This window comes from Streptacidiphilus jeojiense (assembly GCF_000719095.1).
Taxonomy (GTDB): domain Bacteria; phylum Actinomycetota; class Actinomycetes; order Streptomycetales; family Streptomycetaceae; genus Streptacidiphilus; species Streptacidiphilus jeojiensis.
On the sequence record NZ_JOEH01000033.1, the window covers coordinates 33,012 to 59,354 of the forward strand.

A 26,343-nucleotide genomic window follows, 5' to 3' on the forward strand; every position below is an offset into this window, starting at 1 on the left:
GGGTCCTGCTCGGCTGCCGAGTACTCAGCTGTCCATTGTGCCATAGCGCGGCGGACCGGCTTACCGCCGGTGCCGCCCGCAGCTACGTACGGAAGCCTCAGCCCCGGGGTGCGACGTCGGCGATCCGGAACGGCTGGCCGCAGGCGCCGCAGACGATCGAGGCCTGGGCCAGGACCGACGGCACCACCCGGACGTTGCGCCCGCAGTCGCAGACCGCCTTCACCCGCACGCCGCCCCCGGAGGAGCCGTGCCTGGTGGCGGGGCCGCGGAAGTTGCGGGCCCGGTCCAGCACCGGACCGCTGGTCGCGGCGGCGTGGGCGCCGAGGGCGAGCTGCAGCCGCTCGATGGTGCCGGCGTACTGCTCACGCGTCTCCGGCCGCATCGTGACCAGCGAGAAGCCGCTGCTGGGATGGGGATCCGCGGTGTGGTCCAGGCCCAGCTCATCGGCGAGGGCCAGGAAACGGCGGTTGTGGTAGCGCCCTGCCCGCGAGGTGTCGCGGATGCCGCGCGCGGCGGCCAGGCCGTGGGCGGCCTCGTGGAGCAGTCGCTCAAAGCCCAGTTCAGTGCCGCAGGCCGAAGAGGATTCGCCGATGAGCGATTCCGGGGCCGCGAGACTGGGCAGGTCGGAGTGGTGGCGCTGGATGTCGCCCCAGGCGAGGGCCAGCTCGGCCGCGAGGACCAGTGGTTGTTGTGTCGTGCTCACGCAACGCCAACGAGGGAGAGCCCCTCGATGTTCCGGCGAATGCGGTTTCTCCAGGACACGGCTGGGTCACCGGCTTGGGAGCGCTCCGAGCGCGGTCCGCACCGGATCCCTGACGGATTGTCATCTTGCTGGTCAGAGAGGGAACTTGAGCGAGGACATACAGAAGTGAAAAGCCGGTCCGCCACTTCGCGGGGAAGCGGCGGACCGGTCGGACTACGTAAATTGACTTGCCCGAATCTCAACAGGCGAGACGAAGCGCTCTCCGCCCGGTACGTCAGGTGCTGTCTCGGGCGGCGCCTCGGGAACCGTCCCGGGCAGCGTCTCGGGCAGTGCTCAGTAGGCCCGGGCCACGATGGCGACGTTGCCCGGCTGGTCGTCGGCGTCCGGCACCGAGCCGTCCTCGGCGACGATGCAGCGCACCGACACGCCCTGCTCGGCCAGCTTGCGCTCGCCCTCGGGGCCGAGCTCGGCCCAGGAGATCCGGCCCCAGCCGGTGGCGGCCGCCTCGGCCGCCTCCTCGATGTTCTTCACCTCGACGGTGCGGGACTCGCGGCGCTCGCGGGACTGGCGCAGCAGCAGCGCCTGGTCCTCCTCCAGGATGCCGGGGACCAGCGCCGCCAGGGCGTCCACCGAGACCGGCTCCTTGCCGCCGGGGATGCGCCGGGCCAGCATCGCCGTCCCGCTCTCCAGGTCGCGCGGGCCGACCTCGATGCGGACCGGGACGCCCTTGAGCTCCCAGTCCACCGCGCGGCGGCCGAACGGGGTATCGGTGCGGTCGTCCACGACCACGCGGACCCCGGCGGCCTCCAGGGCCGCTCCGATCTCGCGGACCTTGGCGATGACCGCGTCGTCGCCCTTGATCGCCAGCACGACCACCTGGGTGGCCGCCAGCCGCGGCGGGACCCGCAGGCCGTTGTCGTCGCCGTGGGACATGATCAGGCCGCCGACCATCCGGGTCGAGGTGCCCCAGGAGGTCTGCCAGACGTACTCCCGCTCGGAGCCGTTGGACAGGTACTGGGTGTTGAACGCCTTGGCGAAGTTCTGGCCCAGCTCGTGGCTGGTGCCCATCTGCAGCGCCTTGCCGTCGCCCATCATCGACTCGAGGGTCAGCGTGTTGATCGCGCCGGCGAAGCGCTCCTTGGCGGTCTTGCGGCCCAGCACCACGTCGATGCCGAGGACGTTGGTCATGAAGTCGCCGTAGACCTCGGTGTGGATGTGCGAGGCGTACGCGCGGGCGTCCTCGTAGGTGGCGTGGGCGGTGTGGCCCTCCTGCCAGAGGAACTCGGTGGTGCGCAGGAAGACCCGGGGCCGCAGCTCCCAGCGGACCACGTTGGCCCACTGGTTGATCAGCAGCGGGAGGTCGCGGTGGCTCTGCACCCACTTCGAGAAGTACTCGTTGATGATCGTCTCGGAGGTGGGCCGGACCACGACCGGTTCGTCGAGCTCCTTGCCGCCGCCGTGGGTGACCACGGCGAGCTCGGGCGCGAAGCCCTCGACGTGCTCGGCCTCGCGGGTGAGGTAGGACTGCGGGATGAACATCGGGAAGTAGGCGTTCTGCGCGCCCGCCTTCTTGATGCGCGCGTCCATCTCCTGCTGCATCCGCTCCCACAGCGCGTAGCCGTACGGTCGGATGACCATGGTGCCGCGCACCGGACCGTTGTCGGCCAGCTCGGCCTTGTTGATCAGATCCTGGTACCAGCGGGGAAAATCGTCCGCCTGGGGTGTGAGAACGGGAGCCTTTGCCATGGGCGAATCGTACGGGTCGCACGGGCTTGACCCGTAATCCCGAGGGCGCCCGGAGGTAAGTGAGGGAATCTCGGAGTCAATACCCGCGCGCTCTGGACTCCGGGGCCTCGGCGGAGTTGGCTGTAGTCAGCCGGAGACTGTGAGTGATCATCATCGCCTGATCGCCCAGGCTCCCGGCGCGACCAAGCGCGGGGCGACCCTCACGCCCCGCGACAGGCCCGATCGAAGGAGCCTGGATGATGGCTTCCGTATCAGTGGCGAGTGGCGTGGCGAACGGCCCGGTGCCGGAGCGCACCCGGGCACGGCAGCGGGCACGGGACTGGGCGGAGATCCAGGAACGCATGCTCGTGCCGCTGTACGAGGCGGTGTACGAGCGGCTGGAAGTGGGGCCCGCGACCAGTGTGCTCGGCCTCGGCTGCCGCTCGGGGCTGGCACTGCTGCTGGCCGCCGGACGGGGAGCCGAGGTGGTCGGCCTGGAACCCGAGGCCGAGTTGCGCTCGCTGGCCCAGGACCGCTCGCTGCGGGTGATGAGCGACGTCTACCGGGACCTCGCCCCGGAGGGGCAGGCCGGGACGCAGCCGTCGGCGCACTCCCTGGTGACGGCCTTCGAGCACCTCTCCTGCACGGCCGATCCGCTGGCGCTGGTCCGCGACGCGGCCCGGCTCACCCTGCCCGGGGGGCATGTGGCGCTGGCCACCTGGGGCCCGCCGGAGCGGTGCGAGAGCGCGGGAGTCCTGCGGGTGGCACGGCGGTTGGCCGATCCGCTGCGGCGGGCGCCGTACGCGCCGTTCGCGCTGAGCGAGCCGGGCGCGGTAGAGCGGATGGTGGCACGGGCCGGGCTTCGCCTGGGCGGCGGCGGGCGGGTGCTGTGCCCGTTCGCCTATCCGGACCTGGAGAGTGCGGTGCGGGGGCTGCTGTCGATGGGCGTCTTCGATGCGGCGGCGGACTACTCCGGGCTGCGGCAGGTGGAGAAGGAGGTCGTGGAGGCGTTGCACCCGTACCGGCGGGGGGACGGGTCGGTGCGGATGCTGAATGTGTTCCGGTACACGGTGGCGGAGCGGGTTCGGTAGGGGCTCGGGGAGCGGTGCGTCGGGGCGTGCGGTCGGTGCGTCGGAGCGTGCGGGTGGTGCGTGGTTGGTCGCGCAGTTCCTCGCGCCCCTGGGGTGCCTGCACGGTGGCTGTCCGCGTCAGGTGCACCTGGGTGCGTGGTTGGTCGCGCAGTTCCTCGCGCCCCTGAGGTTCTGCCGGGTGATCAGGTGCGGGGCATTTCGGCGGCTCGGTAGGCGGCTTCCTCGTCGAGGGTCTCGTGCTCCATCAGGGCGTCGGCTAGGGCGTCCAGCCTGGTGCGGTGCTCGGCGAGCTTGTGGCAGGCCTCCTCGTAGCACTCGGCGACGATGCGGCGGGCCTCACCGTCGACGGCGTCCAGGGTCGCCGGGGCCGCGGAGAGGCCGTAGGCGCCCTGGCTGTCGCTCGGGATCGCGGTGAGCCGGCCGACCACGCTGCTCATGCCCCAGCGTCCGGCCATGCCGCGGGCGATGTTGGTGACCTGCTCCAGGTCGCTCTCGGCACCGGTGGTGATCACCCCGTAGACCACCTGCTCGGCGGCCATCCCGCCGAGCGCCCCGATGATCCGGCCGCGCAGGTACTCCTCGGTGTAGGCGTAGCGGTCGGCGTCGGGGGTGGACAGGGTGACGCCGAGGGCCCGGCCCCGGGGCACGATGGTGATCTTGCGGACCGGGTCGGCACCCGGCTGCAGCATGCCGAGCAGCGCGTGCCCGGACTCGTGGTAGGCCGTGCGGCGGCGCTCCTCGTCCGGCATCACCAGCGCTCGGACCGCGCCCAGCTGCACCTTCTCCAGGGCCTCGGAGAAGTCCCCGGCGCTGACCTCCTTCGCCTTGTGCTTGACCGCGAGCAGCGCCGCCTCGTTGGCCAGGTTGGCCAGCTCCGCGCCGGTCATGCCCGGGGTGGTCCTGGCGACCTGCTCCAGGTCGACGTCGTCGGCGAGCGGGATCTCCCTGGTGTGGATCTTCAGGATGGCCTCGCGCCCGTCCCGGTCGGGCGGGCTGACCACCACGGTGCGGTCGAACCGGCCGGGGCGCAGCAGCGCCTTGTCGAGCACCTCGGCCCGGTTGGTGGCCGCCAGCACCACGACGCCCTCGGAACCGGAGAACCCGTCCATCTCGGTGAGGATCTGGTTGAGCGTCTGCTCGCGTTCGTCATGGCCGCCCATGGCGTTGCCGCCGCCGCGGGCCCGGCCGATGGTGTCGATCTCGTCGATGAAGATGATCGCCGGGGCGACCTTGCGGGCCTCGGCGAAGAGCTCGCGGACCCGGGAGGCGCCGACGCCGACGATCATCTCGATGAACTCGGAGGCCGAGGCGGAGAAGAAGGGCACCCCGGCCTCGCCGGCGACGGCCCGGGCCAGCAGGGTCTTGCCGGTGCCGGGCGGACCGGCCAGCAGCACCCCGCCGGGCATCTTGGCGCCCATCGCCCGGTACTCCTGCGGCCGCTTCAGGAAGTCGACCACCTCGGTGAGCTCGGCCTTGACCTCGTCGATGCCGGCCACGTCGTCGAAGCTGGTGCGCCTGCTCCCGGGCTCCGCGGTGACCGGCTTCGGCGGGGCCTTCCTGGCCAGCGCGCCCATCCCGCCGCCGCCCATCCTGCGGGCGATGAAGATCCACAGCACCACCAGGAGCAGCATCGGGGCCAGCGAGATCAGCAGGTTGGCGAGGAAGCTGCGCTCCTGGACCACCGGCTCGGCGTCGACGGTGACGCCCTGCTTGGTCAGCGTGGACCAGAGGCCGTCGTCGGCGAAGACCGGCCGCTGGGTGGTGAACTCGGTGTAGCTGCCCTTGCCGCCGTCGGGCTTGGGCTGGGCCTCCTTGAGCTTGCCCTGGATGCTGTCGCCCTTGGCGTAGATCTCGGAGACATGGCCCGCGTTCAGCTGCTTGCTGAACTCGGTGTAGGTGACATTGGTGCTGCCGCCGCTGCCGAAGATGCTGAGCAGGGTGTCGACCAGCAGGAACACCACCACCGCGGTGAGCACCATGCTGACCCAGCCGCCGCCGGTGCGCTTGCGCCGGGGCGGGGGCGGCGGGGGCGCCCCTTCGGAACGCCAGATCTCGTCGGGGTTCTGACGGGGCGGCACAGGAGTAGTCACATTTTGGATGTTATGGACATATCGGGCCGGTCACCACCGCAGCTGAGCGTTGATCCCCCGTTAGATACCGGGCCACTCCTCGGCCGTCATCGCGAAGCGCTCGTGGTCGCGCCAGGCGTCCTGGAGGAAGAGCATCCGCGGGGTGTAGCCCTCGTGGCGGAAGCCGAGCCGCTTGGCCATCCGGATCGACGGCTCGTTCTCGGGCTGGACGTTGATCTCCAGCCGGTGCAGCCCCAGGCCGCCCGCGCTCTCCGGCGCGAAGCAGCGGTCCACCACCAGCCGCATCCCCTCGGTGGTACGGCCGCTGCCGTTGTAGGGGAGGTAGGCGTTGTAGCCGAGGCTCGCGTTGCAGAAGCGGCCCTTGACGATGTTGGCGACATTGCAGCTGCCGGCCAGCCCGCCGTCCTCGGTGTCGAAGAAGAGGAAGGTGCGCAGCCCCTCCCCCTGACGCCGCACCAGGTCGACCAGGCCGTCCGGCTCGACCGGGTTCCAGCGGCCGACGTGCTCGGCGGAGCGGCGGACGGCCGCGGCGTAGACGGCCGCGTCGGACAGTCGGGGGGCTCGGATCTCCACTCGCATGCACAACATCATCGCGCATCCGGGCGGGGCCCCGAGCCCGTTCCCCACAGAGAGTCCGTACAGGGAGCAGAGCCGACTACAGCAGGTCCTTGAACTCCTTGGGCAGCTCGAAGTTGTCCGGCAGCTTCGCCGCACCGGGGCCGAAGGCGGCCCCTTCCTGCGGTCCTGCGGCCTTGCGCTCCAGCGCCGCCTTCTGCTCGGCCGCCCGCTTCAGCGGGTTGCCGCTCTGCTTCCTGCCCTTGGCCTGCTTCTGCTGCTTGGCCTTGCGGGCCCCGCCGCCGCCCATGCCGGGCATGCCCGGCATCCCGGGGATGCCCTTGCCGCCGGCCATCGCCGACATCATCTTGCGGGCCTCGAAGAAGCGCTCGACCAGGCTGCTGACCTCGGAGACGTGCACCCCGGAGCCCTTGGCGATACGGGCCCGGCGGGAGCCGTTGATCAGCTTGGGGTCGTCCCGCTCGGCCGGGGTCATCGACTTGATGATCGCGCCGACCCGGGCGACGTCCCGGTCGTCGATGTTGTTGATCTGGTCCCGCATCTGCCCCATGCCGGGCATCATCCCGAGCAGCTTGGACAGCGAGCCCATCTTGGAGACCTGCTCCAGCTGGGACAGGAAGTCGCCGAGGCCGAACTCCTTGCCGCCCTTGCTGGCCAGCTTGGAGGCCATCTTGGCGGCCTCGTCCTGGCTGAAGGTCTTCTCGGCCTGCTCGATCAGGCTGAGGATGTCGCCCATGCCGAGGATGCGCGAGGCCATCCGGTCGGGGTGGAAGGCGTCGAAGTCGGTCAGCTTCTCGCCGTTGGAGGCGAACATGATCTGACGGCCGGTGAGGTGCGCCACCGAGAGGGCCGCGCCGCCGCGGGCGTCGCCGTCCAGCTTGGAGAGCACGACGCCGGTGAAGTCGACGCCCTCCAGGAAGGCCTGGGCGGTGGTGACCGCGTCCTGGCCGATCATGGCGTCGACGACGAACAGGACCTCGTCCGGGTTGACCGCGGCGCGGATGTCCGCGGCCTGCTGCATCAGCTCGGCGTCGATGCCCAGGCGGCCGGCGGTGTCGACGATGACCACGTCGTACTGCTTCTGCTTGGCGAACTCGATGGAGTCCTTGGCGACCTTGACCGGGTCGCCCACGCCGTTGCCCGGCTCCGGCGCGTAGATCGCGACACCGGCCCGCTCGGCCACCACGCTCAGCTGGGTGACCGCGTTGGGGCGCTGCAGGTCGCAGGCGACCAGCAGCGGGGTGTGCTTCTGCTCCTTGAGCCAGTGGCCCAGCTTTCCGGCCAGGGTGGTCTTACCGGCACCCTGGAGGCCGGCGAGCATGATCACGGTCGGGCCGGACTTGGCGTAGCGCAGCCGACGGGTCTCCCCGCCGAGGATGTTGACCAGCTCGTCGTTGACGATCTTGATGACCTGCTGGGCGGGGTTCAGCGCACCGGAGACCTCGGCGCCGAGGGCCCGCTCCTTGACCTGCTTGATGAACGCGCGCACCGCGGGCAGCGCGACGTCCGCCTCCAGCAGGGCGATGCGGATCTCCCGGCAGGTGGCGTCGATGTCCGCCTCGGACAGGCGTCCCTTGCCGCGGAGGTTCTTGAACGTCGCTGCGAGGCGGTCGGAAAGGGTATCGAACACGTCGGTCGCGGGTCCTCGTGGCTCGGGAACGGATGGAGTCGTCGCCCCCCAGGGTATCCGCCCGCGCGCACTCCTCGGCCTCGGCCGACGGGAACCGGTTCGCGACGGCCGGCGACCCCGGGTTTCGTGGGGGTACGGGGGTGGTCGCTCCCCGGGAGACCGGAGCGGGTTCACCCCTGTCCAGGATCATCCGATGGACTGACGGCGGCGCGTCCGGCCCCCGCCGTCGGCCCGCAGTGCGCAGCATGGATCCATGTCGCTCGTCGCATCGCTGATCCAGCGCCGCCGCCACCCGCTGCTGCGCCGCGCCGTCCAGGAAGTCCTGGCCCTGTACGGGGTGGAGGTGCCCGCCGCCGCCGAGATCGGCCCCGGGCTGATCGTCTTCCACCGCGGCTTCGGCACGGTGCTGCACCCCTTCACCACCCTCGGCGCCGGGGTGACCCTCTACAACGGGGTCACCATCGGCCGCGCCGACCCCTGGGTCCCGCAGGAGCAGAGCCTGATGGAGCGGGTGGTGGTCGAGGACGGCGCGGTGCTCTGCTCCGGCGCCAAGGTGCTCTGCAAGAAGGGCGTGCTCACCGTCGGCCGCGGCACCGTGGTCGGCGCCAACGCGGTGCTGACCACGTCCACCGGCTCCTACGAGATCTGGGCGGGCGCGCCCGCGCGCCGGATCGGCACGCGGGCGCAGCTGCCGGGGCCGAGTCAGGAGAGCGCGCGCTCCACCGAGCGGGCCACCTCCACGGCCCGGGAGGGCGGCAGCGGCAGGTCGTCGGGCCCGGTGACGTAGAAGGCGTCGACCGCGTCGGCGCCCAGCGTGGAGATCCGCGCGGTACGGACCCGTACGCCGGTGTCCTCCAGGGCGCGGCCGATCCGGTGCAGCAGGCCCGGGGCGTCATGGGCGCGGACCTCCAGGACCGTGGCGCTGGCCGAGCCGCCCTTGGCGACGGTCACCCGGGGCGGCGGGGCCGCGATGCCGCGGCGGCGCGGGGCGGCCGCGTCGCGTTCCGCCAGCCGGCGGGTGACGTCCATGCCGCCGTCCAGGGCCCGGCGGATGTCGGCGCGCAGCCTGGCCGCCTCCGGGACCTCCCCGTACTCCGCGGCCACCTGCCAGGTCAGCGCCAGCACGGCGCCAGCCCCTATCGGGTCCAGCTCGCGGATGGCGGCCGAACGGACCGTCAGCCGGTGCAGCGCCAGTACCCCGGCCACCGTCGGCAGCACGCCGGGACGGTCGTGCAGGGCCAGGGTCAGGGTGACCCCCATCGGCTCGGCCCCGGGGTCGGACGGGTGCTCGGCCTCGGCGTGGACGGAGAGCACCGGGCCGTTGGTCCGGGCCGCCTCCACCGCCAGCCGCTCCTCCTCGGCGGACGGCTCGGGCGCCGCGGTGTCCTGGTGGCCGCCGTCGCCGACCAGGGCGGCCGCGGCCCGGTCGGCCAGATCGGAGACCAGGGTGGCCCGCCAGCTGCTCCAGGCGGCCGGCCCGGTCGCCAGCGCGTCGGCCTCGGTGAGGGCGTGCAGCAGTTCCAACACGCCGGTGCTGCCGACCACCGCGGTGATCGCGGCGACGGTGGCCGGATCGTCAAGGTCGCGCCGGGTCGCGGTCTCCACCAGCAGCAGATGGTGACGGACCAGCAGCGCCAGCGTCTCCACGTCCTCCTTGGGGAAGCCCAGCCGCACCGCGACATCACGGGTGATCACCTCGCCGGCCTCGGAGTGGTCCCCGGGCCAGCCCTTGCCGATGTCGTGCAGCAGCGCGGCGACCAGCAGCAGGTCGGGGCGGGCCACCCGGCGGGTGAGCGCGGCCGCCCGGACCGCGGTCTCGACCAGGTGCCGGTCCACCGTCCAGCGGTGCACGGCGTTGCGCTGCGGACGGCAGCGGACCCGGTCCCAGTCCGGCAGCATCCGGGCGATCAGGCCCTCGGCCTCCAGCGCCTCCCAGACCGGGACGGCGCTCTCGCCCGCGCCGAGCAGGGTGACCAGCTGGTCCCTGGCCTCGTCCGGCCAGGGCACCGGCAGCGGCCTGGTCTCGGCGGCCAGCCGGCGCACCGTGGACGGCGCCAGCGGCAGACCGGCCTGGGCGGCCGCGGCGGCGGCGCGCAGCGGCAGCGCCGGATCGGTGGCCGGACGGGCGGCGTGCGCCAGCACCGCCTCGCCGTCCTGCTCCACCACGCCCTCGGCCAGCGGGCTGCGTTCGGCGGTGCCGCGGGCGACCGGGGTGTTGGAGCCGAAACCGAAGCGGACCGTGCGGCGGATCTTGCTGCCGCTGCGGGAGCGCAGCACCCGGTCCACCTCGCGCCAGGTCACGTCCGAGGCGTAGGCCACCGTGCGGGCCGCCTCGTAGACCTGGCGCAGCAGGATGTCGGCGTCCAGGACCCCGAGTTCCAGGGCGACCGCGTCCTGCTCCTGCAGGCTGAGCCGGTCGGTGGCGCGCCCGGTGACCAGGTGCAGGGTGTCGCGGACGTCACGGAGCCTGGCGCCGGCCTCGGCCAGTCCGGTGCGCGGGGCGTCGGCGATCCAGGAGGCCGCCACCGCGTCCAGCGCGGTCAGATCGCGCAGGCCGCCGCGGGCCTCCTTCAGGTCGGGCTCCAGCAGGAAGGCCAACTCGCCGTGACGTTCCGCGCGTTCGCGGCACATGGCGTGCAGTTCGGGCAGCCGCTTGGCGGCGTCGGCGCGCCAGTCGGCGAGGATCGCCGAGCGCAGGGCCGCGGTGAGGCCCGGGTCCCCCGCGATGTGGCGGGCGTCCAGCAGGCCCAACTGCACCTTGAGGTCGTCGGCGGCGACCTTGCGGGCGGTGGCGAGGTCGCGGACCGAGTGGTCCAGCGCGATGCCGTTGTCCCAGACCGGGTACCAGAGCTGCTCGGCGAGGGCGGCGACACCGGACTTGGCGCTGCCGTCGTGCAGCAGCACCAGGTCCAGGTCGCTGCGCGGGGACAGCTCGCCCCGGCCGTAGCCGCCGACGGCGACCAGGGCGACACCGGTCATCGAGTCGGCGGCGGTGGAGAACAGCCCGGCCAGCCAGCGGTCGGTGAGTTCGGCCAGCGCGGAGCGCCGGGCGGCGCCGGTGCGGCCGTCCTCGCGGAGCAGGTGCAGCCGCTGGGCCGCGTAGCCGCTGGGCTCGGGCTGGGCCGAGGTTCGGGGTGACGGTTCGGTAGGGGTGTGGCCGGGCGTTGCCTGCTGCCGATCCGTCAACGGTGCTCCCTGATACGAAGATGAACGCCGGAAGGGGAAGCCGGGCCAGAGCCCGACTCCCCCGCCCCTTGCGAGTTGTCTCGTTGTCGTTGCGCCTTGCTTGTCCGTCGTGCTGCTGGATCCGCCGCGCTGCAGGTCGCCTTACAGCGCGTCGGGCCCGCGTTCCCCGGTGCGCACCCGGACGGTGGTCTCCACCGGGACGCTCCAGACCTTGCCGTCACCGATCTTGCCGGTTCTGGCGGCCTTGACCAGCACATCTATCAGGCCTTCGGCGTCGTCGTCCTCGACCAGGACCTCGACACGAACCTTGGGCACCAGGTCGACGGTGTACTCCGCGCCCCGGTAGACCTCGGTGTGGCCGCGCTGCCGACCGTACCCGCTGGCCTCGGTGACGGTGAGTCCGTGGACTCCGAAGGCCTGCAGGGCCTCCTTGACGTCGTCCAGACGGTGCGGCTTGATCACTGCGGTGATGAGCTTCATGCCTCGACCTTCGTTCCTGCGTCGGCCGCCTCGGCCTCGGCCTCATCCTCGGACACGGTCGCCGACGGCGCCAGGGCCTTCGACAGGGCCGCGCCCACCGCGCTGAAGTCGTAGGCGGACTCGGCGTGCTCGGCCTGGTCGATACCGGCGACCTCGACGTCCTCGGCGACCCGGAAGCCCATGGTCTTCTCGATCCCCTTGCCGATGACCCAGGCACCGATGAAGGAGAAGGCGCCGACGACACCGACGCCGACCGCCTGCTTGCCGAGCTGCTCCAGGCCTCCGCCGTAGAACAGGCCCTTGGCCGGGGAGTAGAGGTGGCCGGTGGAGAGCAGGCCGATCAGCAGGGCGCCCAGGGCACCGCCGACCGCGTGCACCCCGACGACGTCCAGGGAGTCGTCGAAGCCCAGCTTGTACTTGAGGCCGACGGCCCAGGCGCAGACCGCGCCGCAGGCGATACCGAGGAAGATCGAGCCGAGCGGGCTGATGAAGGCACAGGCGGGGGTGATGCCGACCAGACCGGCCACCGCGCCGGAGGCCGCGCCCAGGGTGGTGAAGGAGCCGTGCCTGATCTTCTCGAAGGCCAGCCAGCCGATCATGGCCGAGGCCGTGGCGATCTGGGTGTTGATGAAGGCGACGCTCGCGATGCCGTCAGCGGCCAGCTCGGAGCCGGCGTTGAAGCCGAACCAGCCGAACCACAGCAGACCGGAGCCGAGCATCACCAGCGGGAGGCTGTGCGGACGCATCGGGTCCTTCTTGAAGCCGACCCGCTTGCCCAGCACCAGGGCCAGCGCCAGACCGGCCATACCGGCGTTCAGGTGGACCGCAGTACCGCCGGCGAAGTCGAGCACGCCCACGGTGGTACCGAGCCAGCCGCCCGGGCCCCAGACCATGTGCGCGACCGGGAAGTAGACGATGGTGACCCAGAGCGCCACGAACAGCGCCCACGCCGAGAACTTCGCGCGGTCGGCGATGGCGCCGGAGATCAGCGCCGGGGTGATCACCGCGAACATCAGCTGGAAGGCCGAGAACGCCAGGATCGGGATGCTCCCGTGCAGGGCGTCGGTGCCGATGCCCCGCATGCCCAGCCAGTCCAGGTTGCCGATCAGGCCGATGCCGCCGGCGTCCTTCCCGAAGCTGAGGGCGAAGCCGTAGAGCACCCACAGCACCGTGACGATGCCGAGAGCGATGAAGCTCATCATCAACATGTTCAGTGTGCTCTTGACCCTGACCATGCCGCCGTAGAAGAAGGCGAGGCCTGGGGTCATCAGCATGACCAGTGCCGCACTTATGAGTACAAAAGCGGTGTCCCCGCCGCTGAAGCCGGTAGGCATCGGCGTCTCCTCGGTTGTTGTGCCGCTCCGTCCCCCGGGTATCCGTCCCGTGCCCCCGGAGGCGTCGGCTGTTGTTGAGGAGATTGACGGAGACCGGTTTCGGCCGATGCGTGAGCATGTTTCGCGGGGGTGACGAACCTCACGAGCGTGTTACACCCCGGTGAACGCCCGAACCAGGACGCACACGTATGGCTACGCTGGCGCCCCACACCAGCACCGACCGCGGAAACCCCGTGCAGATCTGGCGTGGGGGAGCCGAGTGCGGGGGGTTTCCGCGGTCGGAGTCACTGCCGCCGAGCGGCGGATGGCCGGAAACCGTCGGTCAGACGGCCTGCGGGCGGGTGAATTCGGGAAGCTCGGTGTCGATGCGGTCCCGCAGCCGGACCACGTCGCCGACGTCGCGGAACTCGCCGAGGGCGGCCTCCGCGGTCTTGCGGATCCGGGTGTTGACCCGCTCGGAGCGGATCCGGGTCGCGATGTCCACGGCCTGCTGCGCCGAGGAGGCGGCGGCCTCCGGCTCCTTCTGCAGCAGATGGACACTGGCCATACCGATCAGGTTCAGCGCGTAGGAGCGCTGGTGCTTCTCGTCGTGCGAGAAGAGTTCGACGGCGCGCTCCATCACCGGTTGTGCCTGCAGCGCGTACACCTCGCTGCGGCCGGCGTGGTAGCTGAGGTCGCGGTAGGAGTGCGCGTTCTCGGCGTTGAGCTCGGCCTCGGAGAAGAAGCCGAGCCAGTCGGGCTCCTCGGCCGAGGTGGTGGCGATGTCGCCGAAGGAGTCCTCGGCCAGCCGGGCCGCGCGGTAGCACTTGTTGACCTCGCCCAGGTTGGCGTAGGCGCGGGCCTCCATGGCGTGCAGCAGGGCCTGCTGCCGTGGTCCCGCGGACTCGCGGCTGCCGTACTGGGCGAGGTGGATCAGCTCCAGCGCGTCGCTGCTGCGGTTGAGGTGGATCATCTGCCGGCACATGTCGGAGAGGATCAGCGCGCCGAAGGGCCGGTCGCCGGCCTCCTTGGCGGCGTGCAGCGCCAGTACGTAGTACTTCTGCGCGCTGGGGTGCATGCCGATGTCGTAGGACATCCAGCCGGCCAGGTGGGCCAGTTGCGAGGTGGTCTGGAAGAGCCGGCGGGTGGTGTCCGCGGGGTAGGTCTCCTGCAGCAGGTCGCAGACCTCGTGCAGCTGCCCGACCACGGCCTTGCGGCGCAGCCCGCCGCCGTTCTGGGCGTCCCACTCGCGGAACATCCGCACGGTGGACTCCAGCAGGGCGAGTTCGGGGCCGGAGATCCTGCCGGTGGGCGCGCGGCCCTCGCGGGCGGCGGTGAGGGCGGTGGTGGGCATGGAACTGGGGGTGGGGGCGAGCCACCGCTGCATGGGCTCGATCAGGGCGGACCCAGCGGTGAGTGCGAGCGAGGTGCCGAGGAAGCCCCGGCGGTTGAGCATCAGGTCGCTGCGGGAGTAGTCGGAGATCAGCTGGACGGTCTGGCTGCCGTTCCAGGGGAGGTCCACCCCGGAGCCGGGGGCGAGGTTGGGCACCGCCTTCAGGCCCAGGTCCTCGATGGCGACCAAGGAGCCGAAGCGCTCGGAGAAGAGGTCGGAGAGGATCTTCGGGATGGGTTCGCGCGGACTCTCGCCGTCCAGCCAGCGCCGCACCCGCGAGGTGTCGGTGCTGATGTGGCTGGCGCCGATCTGCCGGGCCCGCCGGTTGACCTGCCGGGCGAGTTCGCCCTTGGACCAACCGCTTCTCACGAACCACGTCGTCAACTGCTCGTTGGGTTGCTTCTCGCCCACCGGAACGCCCCCATCCCGGGCTCACCCGCTTGTGGTGCCCTTCACGGCCCGGCTGACCGGGACGCCCAAGGCCTGCTCCTGCCAGCCGGTCGAACTTCCGAACGATCCGTCCGAACTCCCGGACGATCCGTCAGGGATCTTGCCCCGTAAGCGGATTGCCATTGGCATAACCGCTCGGACGGCGAGTCGACCGCCTGCGGAGCGAACGTAGCGCGGTTTCCGCCATCCGGGGGAGTAAGCCCGGGGAAACGCCACCCTTCGCCACCCCTGAGGGTGAACTTCGGCTCTCTCCCAGGCGCTTCACTGGATCTCGGAGCCCTTCCGCTCCCGGACACGACCATCCCCCATTCCCGGGGCACCGGCAATCGAATCCACGATTCCCGCCCCCGGGAGCGGGCGCACGACCGACAACTGCACGCCCCGCCGCGCCCCGCGGCGTAACCATCGGGACCTGATTCTGGTTGGTGGTGAGTGGACTTGGACAGCCTGTTCGGAAACCCGATCTTCAACGGACGGTCGCTCGGCCCGCGCGGGCGGTCCCGCGCCACCCGGTGCCAGACCGCTGCCGAGTACACCCTGCGCTGGGGCTGGACCGTGGCCCTGACCGACGCCGGTTCCGGCCCCGGCCCCGGCGTCGATCCCGGATCCGGTTCCGTCGAACTCCCGCCCGGCAGCGGCCCCACCGAACTGCGCGACGCCTGGCTGCGGCGGCCGGGCGCGGAGCTGCGGCTGCGCACCGGCCTGCGGTTCGACGCGCTGGACGTCCCCGAGACGGCCGGCTACCAGGCGCTGGTCCGGCTGGAGCGGATGGGCGTCAGGCCGGGACCGGTGCTGCTGACCCCGAACGCCCGGGCGCTGTTCCTGGTCGCGCCGCAGACCGCCGAGGCACTGCCCGACCTGCTGTACCGCACCGGCTGGGACGACGCCCAACTCGACCTGGTCTGCCACGGCTCCGGCGGGTCGGTACCGGCGCCGCCCACCCCGCAGACCCGCTGGCTGCGCCGTCCCTCGCTGGACACGGCGGCCCGGCCGCCGGAGGGCCGGCTGCTGCTGGGCACCCTGGCCTACGCCTGCCACCGGGGCGTGGCGGAGCTGGTCGGACGGCACTGACGGTCGGGCAGCACCGACGGTCGGGCAGCACCGACGGTCGGGCCGGAACGACTGTGGCCGCCGCCCCCGTAGGGCGACGGCCACAGCACCGGTTCCTCGACCTGCCCGGACGTCAGCCGATGAGCGCGTCCACGAAGCCGGCCGGGTCGAACGGCGCCAGGTCATCCGCGCCCTCACCCAGGCCGATCAGCTTCACCGGGACGCCCAGCTGCCGCTGGACCGCGACCACGATGCCGCCCTTGGCGGTCCCGTCCAGCTTGGTCAGCACGATGCCGGTGATGTCCACCACCTCGGCGAAGACCTTCGCCTGCACCAGCCCGTTCTGGCCGGTGGTGGCGTCCAGCACCAGCAGCACCTCGTCCACCGGGCCGTGCTTCTCGACCACCCGCTTGACCTTGCCGAGCTCGTCCATCAGGCCGGTCTTGGTGTGCAGCCGTCCGGCGGTGTCCACCAGCACGGTGTCGGCGCCCTCGGCGATGCCCTGCTTGACGGCGTCGAACGCCACCGACGCCGGGTCGCCGCCCTCGGGGCCACGCACGGTACGGGCGCCGACGCGCTCGCCCCAGGTCTGCAGCTGGTCGGCGGCGGCGGCCCGGAAGGTGTCGGCGGCGCCGAGCAGCACGGTGCGGCCGTCCGCGACCAGCACCCGGGCCAGCTTGCCGCTGGTGGTGGTCTTGCCCACCCCGTTGACCCCGACCACCAGCACCACGGCGGGACGCGGGGCGTCCCCCTCGGTGTGCCGGGCGGTGTGCAGGGTGCGGTCCAGGGTCGGGTCGACCAGGGTGGTCAGCTCCTCGCGGAGCAGGGCGCGCAACTCGTCCGGGGTGCGGGTGCCGAGCACCTTCACCCGCGAGCGCAGCCGCTCCACCAGCTCCTGGGTGGGGGCGACGCCCACGTCGGCGGTGAGCAGCACCTCCTCGATCTCCTCCCAGGTGTCCTCGTCGAGGTGGTCCCGGGAGAGCAGTGCCAGCAGGCCCTTGCCCATGGAGTTCTGCGAGCGGGAGAGCCGCGAGCGCAGCCGGACCAGCCGTCCGGCCGTGGGCTCCGGCACGTCCAGTTCGCGGACGGCGGGTGCCTCGGGGGCGGCGGCCTCAGCGGGGGCGGCCTCCGGTAGCGGGACCTCCTCGACGGTCCTGGTCGGCGCCTCGCGCGGGGCCGCAGCGTCCTCGCCGACCTGCGGCTCACCGATCCGGGTCGGGGTTGACGGCGGCGGCAGCTGCCGGCGCCGCCTGCCGTTGACGACGAGACCGCTGGCGGCTCCGAGGAGTACCACGGCGATGACTACAGCGATGATGATGTATTCCATGACGCTCCCAGTATCGGGTACGGCTGTGCGAAGACGTGCGAAGACCGGGGGACAGCGCCCAACTAGGGACATTTGTCACTGAATGTCACCGGCCGGAACCGGCATGCCCGCAACCGGCATCATCTCCGTCATGCCGACCTCCTCCGTACACGGCGCTCTGCGCCACCGGCTCCTGCTGCTGCGCTCCGTCCGCGCGGCCGGGACACCGGTGGTGGCGTCCCTGGCCGCGGTCCGGCTGCTGACCGCGGTGGCACCCGCGCTGACCGCGGCCGTGCTGGGGATGCTGGTCGGCCGGGTCGACGGGGCGTCGGGCAGCGGCGTCTTCCGGGCCGCGCTGCTGCCGCTGGCGCTGTTCGGCGCCGTACTGCTGCTCGGCTACCTGGCCCAGTCGGCCACCGCCCCGCTGGAGTACCTGCTGCGCTGGCGGGTGGACGGCGCGCAGCGGACCAGGATCGCCCGGCTGGCGCTGGCCGGTCCCACCGTCGGCGCGCTGGAGAGCCCCGAGGTGCAGACCCTGCTGCGCGGCGCCGTCGGCGATCCCGACCACGGCCCCGACCGCACCGTCGGCACGGGCGCGCTCGCCCTGGTGCAGCAGCTGGCGCAGCTGACCGGAGCCGCTGCCGCCTGTGCCGTGCTGGCCCGCTACGCCTGGTGGACCGTGCCGCTGCTGCTGATGACCGCGGCCGGCTGCGGCGCGCGGCACTACCTGACCGGCCGCACGGCCAACGGCACCTGGCGCTTCGCCGACCGGGAGGAACTGCACGCGGACATGTGGCGCCGGGCCGTGGTGTCGCCGAGCGAGGGCAAGGACATCCGGGTCTTCGGCCTCGCCGACTGGCTGGTGCGACGGCTGCGGCACCACATCGATGTCGCCAACGCGCCGCTGTGGTCCTGCACCGACCGGATGCTGCGCGGCGAGTGGATCACCCTGCTGCTGGTCTGCGCCGGCCTGGGCCCCGCCTACGTCGCGGTCACCCTGGACGCGGTGCACGGCCGCACCTCGGTGGCGGTGCAGACCGCGGTGCTGGCCGCCGGCTACGCGCTCTACCAGGCCCTGGGCAGCGGTTCGCAGCTGCTGCGGATCTCCGGCGCGCTGAACGCGGTCCGCTGCTTCGAGGAGGTGCGGGACCTGCTGGCGTCCGTACCGCAGACCGGCCCGGACCTCCCGCGCACCGCGGAGCCCCCGCTGGTCCGCTTCGAGCGGGTCGGCTTCCACTACCCGGGCAGCGAACGCACCGTGCTGGACGGACTCGACCTGGAGATCCGTCCCGGCGAACTGCTGGCCGTGGTGGGCCTCAACGGGGCCGGCAAGTCCACCCTGATCAAACTGCTCGCCGGTCTGTACCGGCCGTCCTCGGGGCGGATCACCGCGGACGGCGTGCCGCTGACCGCCTCCGGCAGCGCCGCCTGGCGCGAGCGGCTGACCGTGGTGTTCCAGGACTTCGTCCGCTACCAGCTGTCCGCCGCCGAGAATGTGACGCTGCGTCCGGTCGACCGCGCGGCGCTGGGGGCGGCGGCCGACGACGCCGGGTTCACCCCGGTCCTGGAGCGGCTGCCTGCCGGCTGGGACACCCCGCTGGCCCGGGCCAGGAGCGGCGGGGTGGACCTCTCCGGCGGCCAGTGGCAGCAGCTGGTGCTCACCCGCGCCCTCTACGCGGTACGGACCGGCGCCCAGCTGCTGGTGCTGGACGAGCCGACGGCCCATCTGGACGTCCGTACCGAGTTCGAGGTGTTCCGGCGGCTGGCCGAGCACCGGGGCCGCACCAGTGTGGTGCTCATCTCGCACCGGCTGTCGACGGTGCGTCAGGCCGACCGGATCGTACTGCTGGACGGCGGCCGGATCATCGAGTCCGGCACCCATGACCAGCTGATGGCGCTGGGCGGCGGCTACGCCGGCCTGTTCACCGTCCAGGCGGAGCGGTTCGCCGCGGCGGGGGCGGCCGAATGAACCGGATCAGCAGGTACCCGGCGCTGTGGTGGGAGTTCATGGCGCTGTCCTGGCGCCGGATGCCGGGGCTGACCCTCGCCTCGCTGGCGTCCGTGGCCGGATCCGTGCTGGTGGTGGCCGCGACCGGGCTGACCCTGCGGGCCGCCGTGGACGCCACCGTGCGCGGCGCTGCGGGCACGGCCGTGGCGGCGGCGGCCGGTGCGGCGCTGGCGTACGCGCTCAGCTATGTGCTGGCCGGCACCACCCTCCAGCTGACCAGCACCACGGCCGACCGGCTCGGGCGGCTCGTGCTCAAACCGGAGGTGCACCGGGAGATCGCCGCGCTGGAGGGGCTGGAGCACCTGGAGCGCAGCGACTTCCTGGACCGGCTGTCCCTGGTCGTCACCGGGACCTCCCGGCTGGCCCAGTCGCCCTGGAACGCGCTGATGACCCTGGCCGGGGTGCTCCGGCTGGGCACCACCCTGCTGCTGCTCGGCACGGTCAGCCCCTGGCTGCTCCTGCTGCTGCCACTGGCCGCCGGGCTGACCTGGGCCGACCACCGGGGCCAGCGGCTGGTCCGGGCCACCGACGCCGCCTCCGCCGAGGGGTACCGGCTGCAGCAGCACCTGCTGGAGCTGGCGGTGCAGCCGGCCGGGGCGAAGGAGGTGCTGACCGCCGGGTCCGCCGCCGAGCTGATCGACCGCCAGGCGCAGGAGTGGGACCGGGCGATCGCGCTGCGGGCCGGTGCCCGGGCCCGGGCCGCACTGTGGAAGGCCGGCGGCTGGTCGCTGTTCTCGGCCGGCTTCGTCGCGGCGCTGGCACTGGTGGCCTGGCTGACCGCGCACGGCCGCGGCTCGATCGGCGACCTGGTGCTCACCGTCACGGTGGCGGGGACCGTCAAGGACAGCCTGCAGACCCTGGTCGGCGCCACCGCCGAGACCGCGGGATCCTCGCAGGTGATCGAGCCCTACCTGTGGCTGCGCGACTACGCGGCCGGGGTACGGGCCCGGGCGTCCGGCAGCCTGCCCGCCCCTTCCGAGCTCCGGGACGGGATCACTCTCACCGACGTCGTCCACACCTACCCCGGCACCGACCGCCCGGCCCTGGACGGGTTGAGCGTCCGGCTGCCGGCCGGCTCGGTGGTGGCCGTGGTCGGCGAGTACGGGTCCGGCAAGAGCACCCTGGTCAAGCTGCTGGCGAAGTTCTACCGCGCCGACAGCGGCTCCATCCTGGTGGACGGCACCGAGCTCACCGATCTGGACACCGAGGGCTGGCGGGCCCGCTCCAGCGCGGCCTTCCAGGACTTCGGGCGGTTCCGCACCACCTTCGCCGACACCGTCGGCCTGGGCGACACCGGTGCGCTGACGGACCGTGAGCGGATCGCCGAGGCGGTCGCGTCGGCCGACGCCGCCGGGATCGTCGCCGGCCTGCCCGACGGCCTGGACACCCAGCTCGGCGTGGAACTGGGCGGTGTGGAGCTGTCCGAGGGGCAGTGGCAGCGGGCCGCGCTGGCCCGCGCGTCGATGCGCCGCGATCCGCTGCTGTTCGTCCTGGACGAGCCCACCGCCTCCCTGGACGCCCCCAGCGAGCAGGCCATCTTCGAGCGCTACATGGCCAGGGCCCGCGAGCTGGCCGCGCGGACCGGCGCCGTCACGGTGATCGTCTCGCACCGCTTCTCCACCGTGACCGGCGCCGATCTGATCCTGGTGCTGCACCAGGGCCGGCTGGTCGAGTCCGGGGACCACCACCAGCTGACCGCCCTCGGCGGCCGCTACGCGGAGCTCTACGGACTGCAGGCCACCGCCTACGCGCTCGACGGGCCCGCTACGGCTGCGCCCCCGCGCGGAAGGCCCCCGGGGTGATGCCGTAGCAGCGCAGGAACCAGCGGTTGAGGTGGCTCTGGTCGGTGAACCCGGTCGCCGTGGCCACCTCGGCCAGGCCCTGGCCGCGCAGGATCAGCCGCCGGGCCTCGCGCAACCGCAGCTGCCGCTGGTAGTCGCTGGGCCCGAGCCCGTACGCGGCCTTGAAGCCCCGGTAGAGCGCGAAGCGGCTGCAGCCCGCCGCGGCCGCCAGTTCCTCGGGCGACACCGCGCGCGGGCCCGCATCGAGCAGCAGCGCCCGGGCCCGGGCCAGGGCTCCCCCGGCAGCGCCGACGCTGATCCGCTGCCCGGTGCCGCGGCCGACCAGCGCCAGCACGGCCTCGGTCAGCCGCTCGTCGCGCACCAGGGCGTCGGCCCCGCCGGTGAGGCCGTGGTGCAGCCTGCGGATGGCACGGGCGGCCCGGACGTCGTCCAGGACCGGTTCGGTGAACAGCGGCAGCGGTCCGCTCCCCCGCCCCGCCGCGTCGGCCAGCACCTGGCCGACCAGCTCGGGGCCGATGTGGACGATCCGGTAGGTGAAGCCGAGCTCGTCGGCGGTGCGGCCGTCGTGCGGCTCGTCCGGGTTGAAGGTCATCACCAACCCGGTGGCGCTGGTGTGGGCTCCGCCGCGGCAGCTGAAGCTCTGCGCGCCCTCCTCGGTCACGCCGAAGGAGTACGCCTCGTGGCTGTGGCGGTGGTAGACGTGCTCCCGCAGGTGCGCGTGCATGGCCTCCAACGGCCGCTGTCCGTCCCGCCAGTAGCTCACCCAGTCGCCACGACCGATCACAAAGTCGCTCACGCCCGCCATTCTGCCGCGCACCAGCGTCCAAGACAGCGGTACGACAGTGGGCGCAGGCTGGTCCAGGGCCTGCCGCTACACCCCTGATCCGCCGTCAACCACCGTCACCCACCGCCGACCACCGGGAGAAGAAGGCACATGATCGACCTCGACGCCGCACTGGACGCCATCCCCGACCACTGGTCGCCGCACATCGCCGCGACCGTCAACGACTACGACGTGAAGATCGCCAAGCTGGAGGGCGCCTTCGTCTGGCACGCCCACCCGGAGACCGACGAGTTCTTCCTGGTCCTGGCCGGCAAGCTGACGCTCGAACTGGAGGGCAGGGACCCGGTGGTACTCGGCCCGCACCAGGCGTTCACGGTGCCGCGCGGCCTGCAGCACCGTCCGGTCGCCGACCCCGGGACCAGGGTCGTGCTGCTGGAGCCGCAGGGCACCACCAACGCCGGCGACGCCGGCGAGGTGCCGGGCATCCCGACCACCACCGGTTTCATTCTGCCGGAGTGACGTCGGGCAGCGCCTCCGGCGCCGGGGACGGCACGGACTCGGCGGGCACGGCCTCGGCGGCCACCGTCTGCTGAGCCGGCAGTATCCGGCGCGGGGGCCGCCGCGGTTCGTCCCGCAGCCGCTGGCTGATCACCTGGGAGATGCCGTCGCCGCGCATGGAGACCCCGTAGAGCGCGTCGGCGCACTCCATGGTGAGCTTCTGATGGGTGATCACGATCAGCTGGGAGCTGTCCCGCAACTCCTCCATCAGGCCGATCAGCCGGCGCAGGTTGGTCTCGTCCAGGGCCGCCTCGACCTCGTCCATCACGTAGAACGGGCTGGGCCTGGCCTTGAAGATGGAGACCAGCAGCGCGACGGCGGTGAGCGAGCGCTCGCCGCCGGAGAGCAGCGACAGCCGCTTCACCTTCTTCCCCGGCGGCCTGGCCTCCACCTCGATGCCGGTGGTCAGCATGTTGTCGGGGTCGGTGAGGACCAGCCGGCCCTCGCCGCCCGGGAACAGCCGCGAGAACACGCCTTCGAACTGCGCGGCGGTGTCGTGGTAGGCGGCGGTGAAGACCTGCTCCACCCGCTCGTCCACCTCCTTGACCACGGTGAGCAGATCGCGCCGGGTGGACTTCAGGTCCTCCAGCTGCTCGCTGAGGAACTGGTGCCGCTCCTCCAGCGCCGCGAACTCCTCCAGCGCCAGCGGATTGACCTTGCCGAGCTGGGTGTAGGCCTTCTCGGCGGCGCGCAACCGCTTCTCCTGCTCGGCCCGGTCGTACGGGCGCGGCTCCGCGCCCTCGGCCTGGTCCGTCGGCGGCACCGGCTGGTCCGGGCCGTACTCGGCGAGCAGCCCGTCGGCCTCGATGCCGTGCTCCTCCAGCGCCTTGGCCTCCAACTGCTCTATCCGCAGCCGCTTCTCCGCGCGCAGCACCTCGTCGCGGTGCACCGAGTCGGTGAGCCGGTCGAGTTCGGCCTTGAGCTCGCGGCTGCGGACCCGCTGCTGGGACAGCTCGGTGTCGTGGACCGCGCGCTCCTGCTCGGCCTGCTCGCGCTCGCGGGCCGCTGTCCCCAGCGACAGCTCGACGGCCGCGAGCAGCTGCCGGGCACCGTCGCCGACCGCGGTGGCGACCAGGGCCTCGGCCTGCAGCCGCTGCTGCCGCTGGGCGGCGCGGGCCCGCGCCTCGCGCTCGGCGCGGGCCCCGCGGTCCAGCGAATCGGCCCTTCCGGCGAGGCCGCGCACCCGCTCCTCATGGGTCCGGACCGAGAGCCTGGCCTCCATCTCGGCCTGCCGGCACTGCGCCGAGGCCTCGGCGAGCCGGTCCCGCTCGCCGGTGTCGGGCTCCTCGTCGGCCGGCACCTCCTCGGCGGTCAGCAGCCGCTCGCTGAGCTCGGCGAGCTCGGCCTCGGCCTGCTCCAGCGCGGACTCGGCCTTGTCCGCGGCGGCTCCGAGCCGCTCGGCCTCGCCGGCCGCGCCGCGGGCCTGTCCGCCCAGCCGCCCCAGCTGTTGGGCCACCGCGGACTTCTCCTTCTCCGCCGCCCGGCGGCGCGCGGTCAGCCCCTCCAGCGCGGACGCCAGCTCCCGGCGGCGCGCGGTGGCCTGCTCCAGCGCGGCCGCCAGTGCCTCCCGGCGTCCGGACAGCTCCTCCAGTGCGGCGCTCGCCTCGTCCACCGCGGCCTGGGTCTCCAGCAGGCTCGGTGCGGCGGCGGAGCCCCCGTAGCCGAACCCCCGTCCCAGCAGATCGCCCTCGGCGGTCACCGCGGTCAGCCCCGGGCGGGCGGCGACCAGTGCCTCGGCCTCCGCCAGGCCGGCGACCAGCAGATAACCGCGCAGCAGCCCGCGCACCACGCCGACCAGCTCGGCCGGACCGTCCACGCACTGCGCCAGTCCGTCCGCCTCCTCGTCCCCTACTGCCTCTGCTGCACCTGCCTCGGCGGCGATCAGCAGACCGGCCCGGCCGGCGTCCTCCTTGCGCAGCAGCCGCAGCGCCTCGACCGCCGTCGCGACCCCGTCCACCGCGACCGCGTCGGCCGCGTGCCCCAGCGCCGCCGCGACCGCCGCCTCCGCGCCCGGACGCACCGACAGCAGCGAGGCCGCCGAGCCGAGCACCCCGACCAGCCCGCCGCCGGCGCCCCGCTCCCCCGCCGCGAGCAGCGCGCCGCTGCCGTCCTTGCGGCGCAGTCCCAGGGCCAGCGCCTCCCGACGCGCCGTCAGCCCGGCCCGCTCGCGCTCCACCGAGGCCAGCTCCTCGCGGGCCCGCGACTGCGCCTCCTCCGCCGCGGCCAGCTCCGCCCGTACCTCGCCCAGCCGCGCCTCGGCCTCCTCGTCGCCCGCGTCGAGCCCGTCGACCTGTGCCTTGAGCAGCTCGTACTCCTCGGCGGCGGCCTCGGCCCGCTCCCGGGCGGCGTCCCTCGCCTCGGCCAGCCTGCCGATCTCCTCGCCCGCACCGACCGCGCGCGAACGCGCCGCGGCGACCTTGCCCTGCAGCCGGGCCAGCCCCTCCCGGCGGTCGGCCAGCGCCCGCGCGGCCGCGCGCAGCCGCTGCTCCTCCCCCGCCAGCTCCCGTTCCAGTTCCCCGCGCCGTTCCACCGTCTCGGCGAGCGCGTAGGACGCCTCCTCCAGCGCCTCCTTGAGCTCGGCCTCCTCCTCGCGGATCCGGGCCGCCTCGCGCTCCATCTCCTCCGGGTCCCGGCCGCGCCGCTCCTCGCTCTGCGGGCTGCGGGCGTGCCGGACCTGGGCCTCGGCCAGACCGACAGTGCCGCGGACCCGCTCCGCCAGCGAGGACAGCTCGAACCAGGTCTGCTGGCACTGCTCGACCCGCGGGCCCAGCTGGGCGACCTGCGCCTCCAGCACCGCCTCGCGCTGCTGAACCGCCGTCAGTTCCTGCTCGACCCCGGAGCGCCGCAGCCGCAGCGCCATCTCGTCGGCGACCTCCTCCTCGACCGCCCGGCGCAGCGTCACCAGGTCGTCGGCGAGCAGCCGCAGCCTGGCGTCGCGCAGGTCGGCCTGGATGGTCGCGGCCCTGCGGGCGATCTGGGCCTGCCGGCCGAGCGGCTTGAGCTGCCGCCGCAACTCGCCGACCAGGTCCTGCACCCGGGTCAGGTTGGCCTGCATCGCGTCCAGCTTCCGCAGCGCCTTCTCCTTGCGCTTGCGGTGCTTGAGGACGCCCGCGGCCTCCTCGATGAAGGCGCGCCGGCCCATCGGATCGGCGTGCAGCACCGAGTCCAGCTGGCCCTGGCCCACGATGACGTGCATCTCGCGGCCGATGCCGGAGTCGGAGAGCAGTTCCTGGATGTCCAGCAGCCGGCAGGTGCTGCCGTTGATGGCGTACTCGCTGCCGCCGTTGCGGAACAGCGTCCGCGAGATGGTGACCTCGCTGTACTCGATGGGCAGCGCGCCGTCGGCGTTGTCGATGGTGAGTGCGACCTCGGCGCGGCCCAGCGGGGTGCGTCCGCTGGTGCCGGCGAAGATGACGTCCTCCATCTTGCCGCCGCGCAGCGACTTGGCGCCCTGCTCGCCCATCACCCAGGACAGCGCGTCGACGACATTGGACTTGCCTGAGCCGTTGGGGCCGACCACGCAGGTGATGCCGGGCTCGAAGCGGAGCGTGGTCGCCGAGGCGAAGGACTTGAACCCACGCAGCGTGAGGCTCTTGAGATGCACGCCCTGAACCTTCCGCCGGGAGAACCACGCTTCTGCCTGTCCGAAACTCTATCCGGGCGCACTGCCCCGACCGGAGGACGCGCCAGCTGGTTTCACCTGCGCAGGCAGGGGGCATCCCAGAATCACGAGGGAACGGGCAGCGGGGGTACGGGGTCGGAACATGACGAAGGGACGCCACGATGGGCGTCCCTTGCACTATCTGTCAGCGGTGCCGCCGGATCGGACCGGACCGGGGAGTTGCGGACCCTGGGCCGGAAAGAGGATCAGGAGTAGGCGGGCACCGGCTGGGCTGCGTCGATGCTGCGGAGCAGCTGCTCGTGGTCCGCGACGGCAGACAGCGCGTCGTTCTCGGCCTGCATCCGAACAAGCTCGGATTCCAGGTCCTGGACTCGCTGCTGGAGACGTCGCATCTCGGAGAGCACGCGGGGGTCGGGGCCACCGACGTAACCGAGAAGCGCCTTTGCCATGATGGATGGTCCTCCACGCTGAGTGACCGACCGATGAAGGTGGGGTCGTGGTTGGGTTCACGCACTCGATGCCAGCCCTAGCAAGGCGGAACGGGGCCGAACGCCTTGGGCTGTACGTGCGGGTGCG

At 72.6% G+C, this 26,343-nt stretch carries 19 protein-coding genes; 6 read left to right on the forward strand and 13 right to left on the reverse strand.

Annotation, left to right across the window (positions count from 1 at the left end; genetic code table 11):
* Positions 1–97 precede the first annotated feature (97 nt).
* Positions 98–703: a hypothetical protein gene (locus IF29_RS0134695; protein WP_030263866.1), complete on the reverse strand. Its 606-nt coding sequence runs from the start codon at positions 701–703 to the stop codon at positions 98–100.
* Positions 704–1,036: 333 nt separating this feature from the next.
* Positions 1,037–2,449 (reverse strand): proline--tRNA ligase, encoded by a 1,413-nt coding sequence (gene proS / locus IF29_RS0134700; protein WP_030263869.1) that lies wholly within the window; start codon positions 2,447–2,449, stop codon positions 1,037–1,039.
* A gap of 239 nt (positions 2,450–2,688) precedes the next feature.
* Between proS and IF29_RS0134705 the strand changes: the two genes are divergently transcribed.
* Positions 2,689–3,519, forward strand: a complete 831-nt coding sequence (locus tag IF29_RS0134705; RefSeq protein ID WP_030263871.1) for a class I SAM-dependent methyltransferase — start codon at positions 2,689–2,691, stop codon at positions 3,517–3,519.
* Positions 3,520–3,701: 182 nt separating this feature from the next.
* On the opposite strand, the gene ftsH is transcribed toward IF29_RS0134705, so the two are convergent.
* The 3 genes from ftsH to ffh all read right to left on the reverse strand — a co-directional run bounded on the left by ftsH (position 3,702) and on the right by ffh (position 7,815).
* Positions 3,702–5,609: an ATP-dependent zinc metalloprotease FtsH gene (gene ftsH, locus IF29_RS0134710; RefSeq protein WP_030263873.1), complete on the reverse strand. Its 1,908-nt coding sequence runs from the start codon at positions 5,607–5,609 to the stop codon at positions 3,702–3,704.
* A 60-nt stretch (positions 5,610–5,669) separates the two neighbouring features.
* Positions 5,670–6,188, reverse strand: a complete 519-nt coding sequence (locus tag IF29_RS0134715) for a GNAT family N-acetyltransferase (protein ID WP_232242718.1) — start codon at positions 6,186–6,188, stop codon at positions 5,670–5,672.
* A gap of 76 nt (positions 6,189–6,264) precedes the next feature.
* Positions 6,265–7,815, reverse strand: coding sequence for a signal recognition particle protein (gene ffh / locus IF29_RS0134720; RefSeq protein ID WP_030263878.1), 1,551 nt, complete (start codon positions 7,813–7,815; stop codon positions 6,265–6,267).
* A gap of 253 nt (positions 7,816–8,068) precedes the next feature.
* On the opposite strand from ffh, the gene IF29_RS0134725 reads away from it, so the two are divergent.
* Positions 8,069–8,602 (forward strand): hypothetical protein, encoded by a 534-nt coding sequence (locus IF29_RS0134725; RefSeq protein WP_030263880.1) that lies wholly within the window; start codon positions 8,069–8,071, stop codon positions 8,600–8,602.
* Here IF29_RS0134725 and IF29_RS0134730 read toward each other — a convergent pair.
* The 4 genes from IF29_RS0134730 to nsdA form a co-directional block, all read right to left on the reverse strand.
* Positions 8,518–11,001, reverse strand: a complete 2,484-nt coding sequence (locus tag IF29_RS0134730; RefSeq protein ID WP_051726423.1) for a [protein-PII] uridylyltransferase — start codon at positions 10,999–11,001, stop codon at positions 8,518–8,520. The two genes, IF29_RS0134725 and IF29_RS0134730, sit on opposite strands and share 85 nt — an antisense overlap.
* Positions 11,002–11,142: 141 nt before the next feature.
* Entirely contained in the window at positions 11,143–11,481 is a 339-nt protein-coding gene (locus IF29_RS0134735; RefSeq protein ID WP_030263887.1) for a P-II family nitrogen regulator, read from the reverse strand.
* Positions 11,478–12,815 carry an ammonium transporter gene (locus tag IF29_RS0134740; protein WP_030263890.1) on the reverse strand — a complete coding sequence of 446 codons (1,338 nt, stop codon included), beginning with the start codon at positions 12,813–12,815 and terminating at the stop codon, positions 11,478–11,480. The genes IF29_RS0134735 and IF29_RS0134740 overlap by 4 nt, the downstream gene beginning before the upstream one ends.
* Before the next feature lie 322 nt (positions 12,816–13,137).
* Positions 13,138–14,598, reverse strand: a complete 1,461-nt coding sequence (gene nsdA / locus IF29_RS0134745) for a transcriptional repressor NsdA (RefSeq protein ID WP_030263893.1) — start codon at positions 14,596–14,598, stop codon at positions 13,138–13,140.
* 477 nt (positions 14,599–15,075) lie between these two features.
* On the opposite strand from nsdA, the gene IF29_RS0134750 reads away from it, so the two are divergent.
* Positions 15,076–15,708, forward strand: a complete 633-nt coding sequence (locus IF29_RS0134750) for a bifunctional DNA primase/polymerase (RefSeq protein WP_232242719.1) — start codon at positions 15,076–15,078, stop codon at positions 15,706–15,708.
* Positions 15,709–15,820: 112 nt separating this feature from the next.
* On the opposite strand, the gene ftsY is transcribed toward IF29_RS0134750, so the two are convergent.
* Complete coding sequence (gene ftsY / locus IF29_RS0134755; protein ID WP_030263899.1) at positions 15,821–17,014, reverse strand: signal recognition particle-docking protein FtsY; 1,194 nt, start codon at positions 17,012–17,014, stop codon at positions 15,821–15,823.
* A gap of 130 nt (positions 17,015–17,144) precedes the next feature.
* Here ftsY and IF29_RS0134760 point away from each other — a divergent pair, with 130 nt between their 5' ends.
* Both IF29_RS0134760 and IF29_RS0134765 read left to right on the forward strand, forming a co-directional pair.
* Positions 17,145–18,962, forward strand: a complete 1,818-nt coding sequence (locus tag IF29_RS0134760) for an ATP-binding cassette domain-containing protein (protein ID WP_051726434.1) — start codon at positions 17,145–17,147, stop codon at positions 18,960–18,962.
* Positions 18,959–20,803, forward strand: a complete 1,845-nt coding sequence (locus tag IF29_RS0134765) for an ATP-binding cassette domain-containing protein (RefSeq protein WP_051726424.1) — start codon at positions 18,959–18,961, stop codon at positions 20,801–20,803. The genes IF29_RS0134760 and IF29_RS0134765 overlap by 4 nt, the downstream gene beginning before the upstream one ends.
* On the opposite strand, the gene IF29_RS0134770 is transcribed toward IF29_RS0134765, so the two are convergent.
* A complete protein-coding gene (locus IF29_RS0134770; protein WP_198037643.1) occupies positions 20,766–21,527 on the reverse strand; it encodes a helix-turn-helix transcriptional regulator in 762 nt (253 codons plus the stop codon). The genes IF29_RS0134765 and IF29_RS0134770 overlap by 38 nt on opposite strands.
* Positions 21,528–21,737: 210 nt before the next feature.
* On the opposite strand from IF29_RS0134770, the gene IF29_RS0134775 reads away from it, so the two are divergent.
* Positions 21,738–22,106 carry a cupin domain-containing protein gene (locus IF29_RS0134775; protein WP_030263910.1) on the forward strand — a complete coding sequence of 123 codons (369 nt, stop codon included), beginning with the start codon at positions 21,738–21,740 and terminating at the stop codon, positions 22,104–22,106.
* On the opposite strand, the gene smc is transcribed toward IF29_RS0134775, so the two are convergent.
* The gene (gene smc, locus IF29_RS0134780; RefSeq protein WP_084715381.1) at positions 22,090–25,749 is read right to left on the reverse strand and encodes a chromosome segregation protein SMC; all 3,660 of its coding nucleotides are present in this window, start codon (positions 25,747–25,749) and stop codon (positions 22,090–22,092) included. The genes IF29_RS0134775 and smc overlap by 17 nt on opposite strands.
* 263 nt (positions 25,750–26,012) lie before the next feature.
* Positions 26,013–26,216 carry a hypothetical protein gene (locus IF29_RS0134785; protein WP_030263916.1) on the reverse strand — a complete coding sequence of 68 codons (204 nt, stop codon included), beginning with the start codon at positions 26,214–26,216 and terminating at the stop codon, positions 26,013–26,015.
* Positions 26,217–26,343 lie beyond the last annotated feature (127 nt).

Coding starts and splice junctions, on each gene's coding strand:
- proS (WP_030263869.1), bottom strand. CDS start 2,449: ATGGCAAAGGCTCCCGTTCTCACACCCCAGGCGGACGATTTTCCCCGC.
- IF29_RS0134705 (WP_030263871.1), top strand. CDS start 2,689: ATGGCTTCCGTATCAGTGGCGAGTGGCGTGGCGAACGGCCCGGTGCCG.
- IF29_RS0134715 (WP_232242718.1), bottom strand. CDS start 6,188: ATGCGAGTGGAGATCCGAGCCCCCCGACTGTCCGACGCGGCCGTCTAC.
- IF29_RS0134725 (WP_030263880.1), top strand. CDS start 8,069: ATGTCGCTCGTCGCATCGCTGATCCAGCGCCGCCGCCACCCGCTGCTG.
- IF29_RS0134735 (WP_030263887.1), bottom strand. CDS start 11,481: ATGAAGCTCATCACCGCAGTGATCAAGCCGCACCGTCTGGACGACGTC.
- IF29_RS0134740 (WP_030263890.1), bottom strand. CDS start 12,815: ATGCCTACCGGCTTCAGCGGCGGGGACACCGCTTTTGTACTCATAAGT.
- ftsY (WP_030263899.1), bottom strand. CDS start 17,014: ATGGAATACATCATCATCGCTGTAGTCATCGCCGTGGTACTCCTCGGA.
- IF29_RS0134760 (WP_051726434.1), top strand. CDS start 17,145: ATGCCGACCTCCTCCGTACACGGCGCTCTGCGCCACCGGCTCCTGCTG.
- IF29_RS0134765 (WP_051726424.1), top strand. CDS start 18,959: ATGAACCGGATCAGCAGGTACCCGGCGCTGTGGTGGGAGTTCATGGCG.
- IF29_RS0134770 (WP_198037643.1), bottom strand. CDS start 21,527: ATGCACGCGCACCTGCGGGAGCACGTCTACCACCGCCACAGCCACGAG.
- IF29_RS0134775 (WP_030263910.1), top strand. CDS start 21,738: ATGATCGACCTCGACGCCGCACTGGACGCCATCCCCGACCACTGGTCG.
- IF29_RS0134785 (WP_030263916.1), bottom strand. CDS start 26,216: ATGGCAAAGGCGCTTCTCGGTTACGTCGGTGGCCCCGACCCCCGCGTG.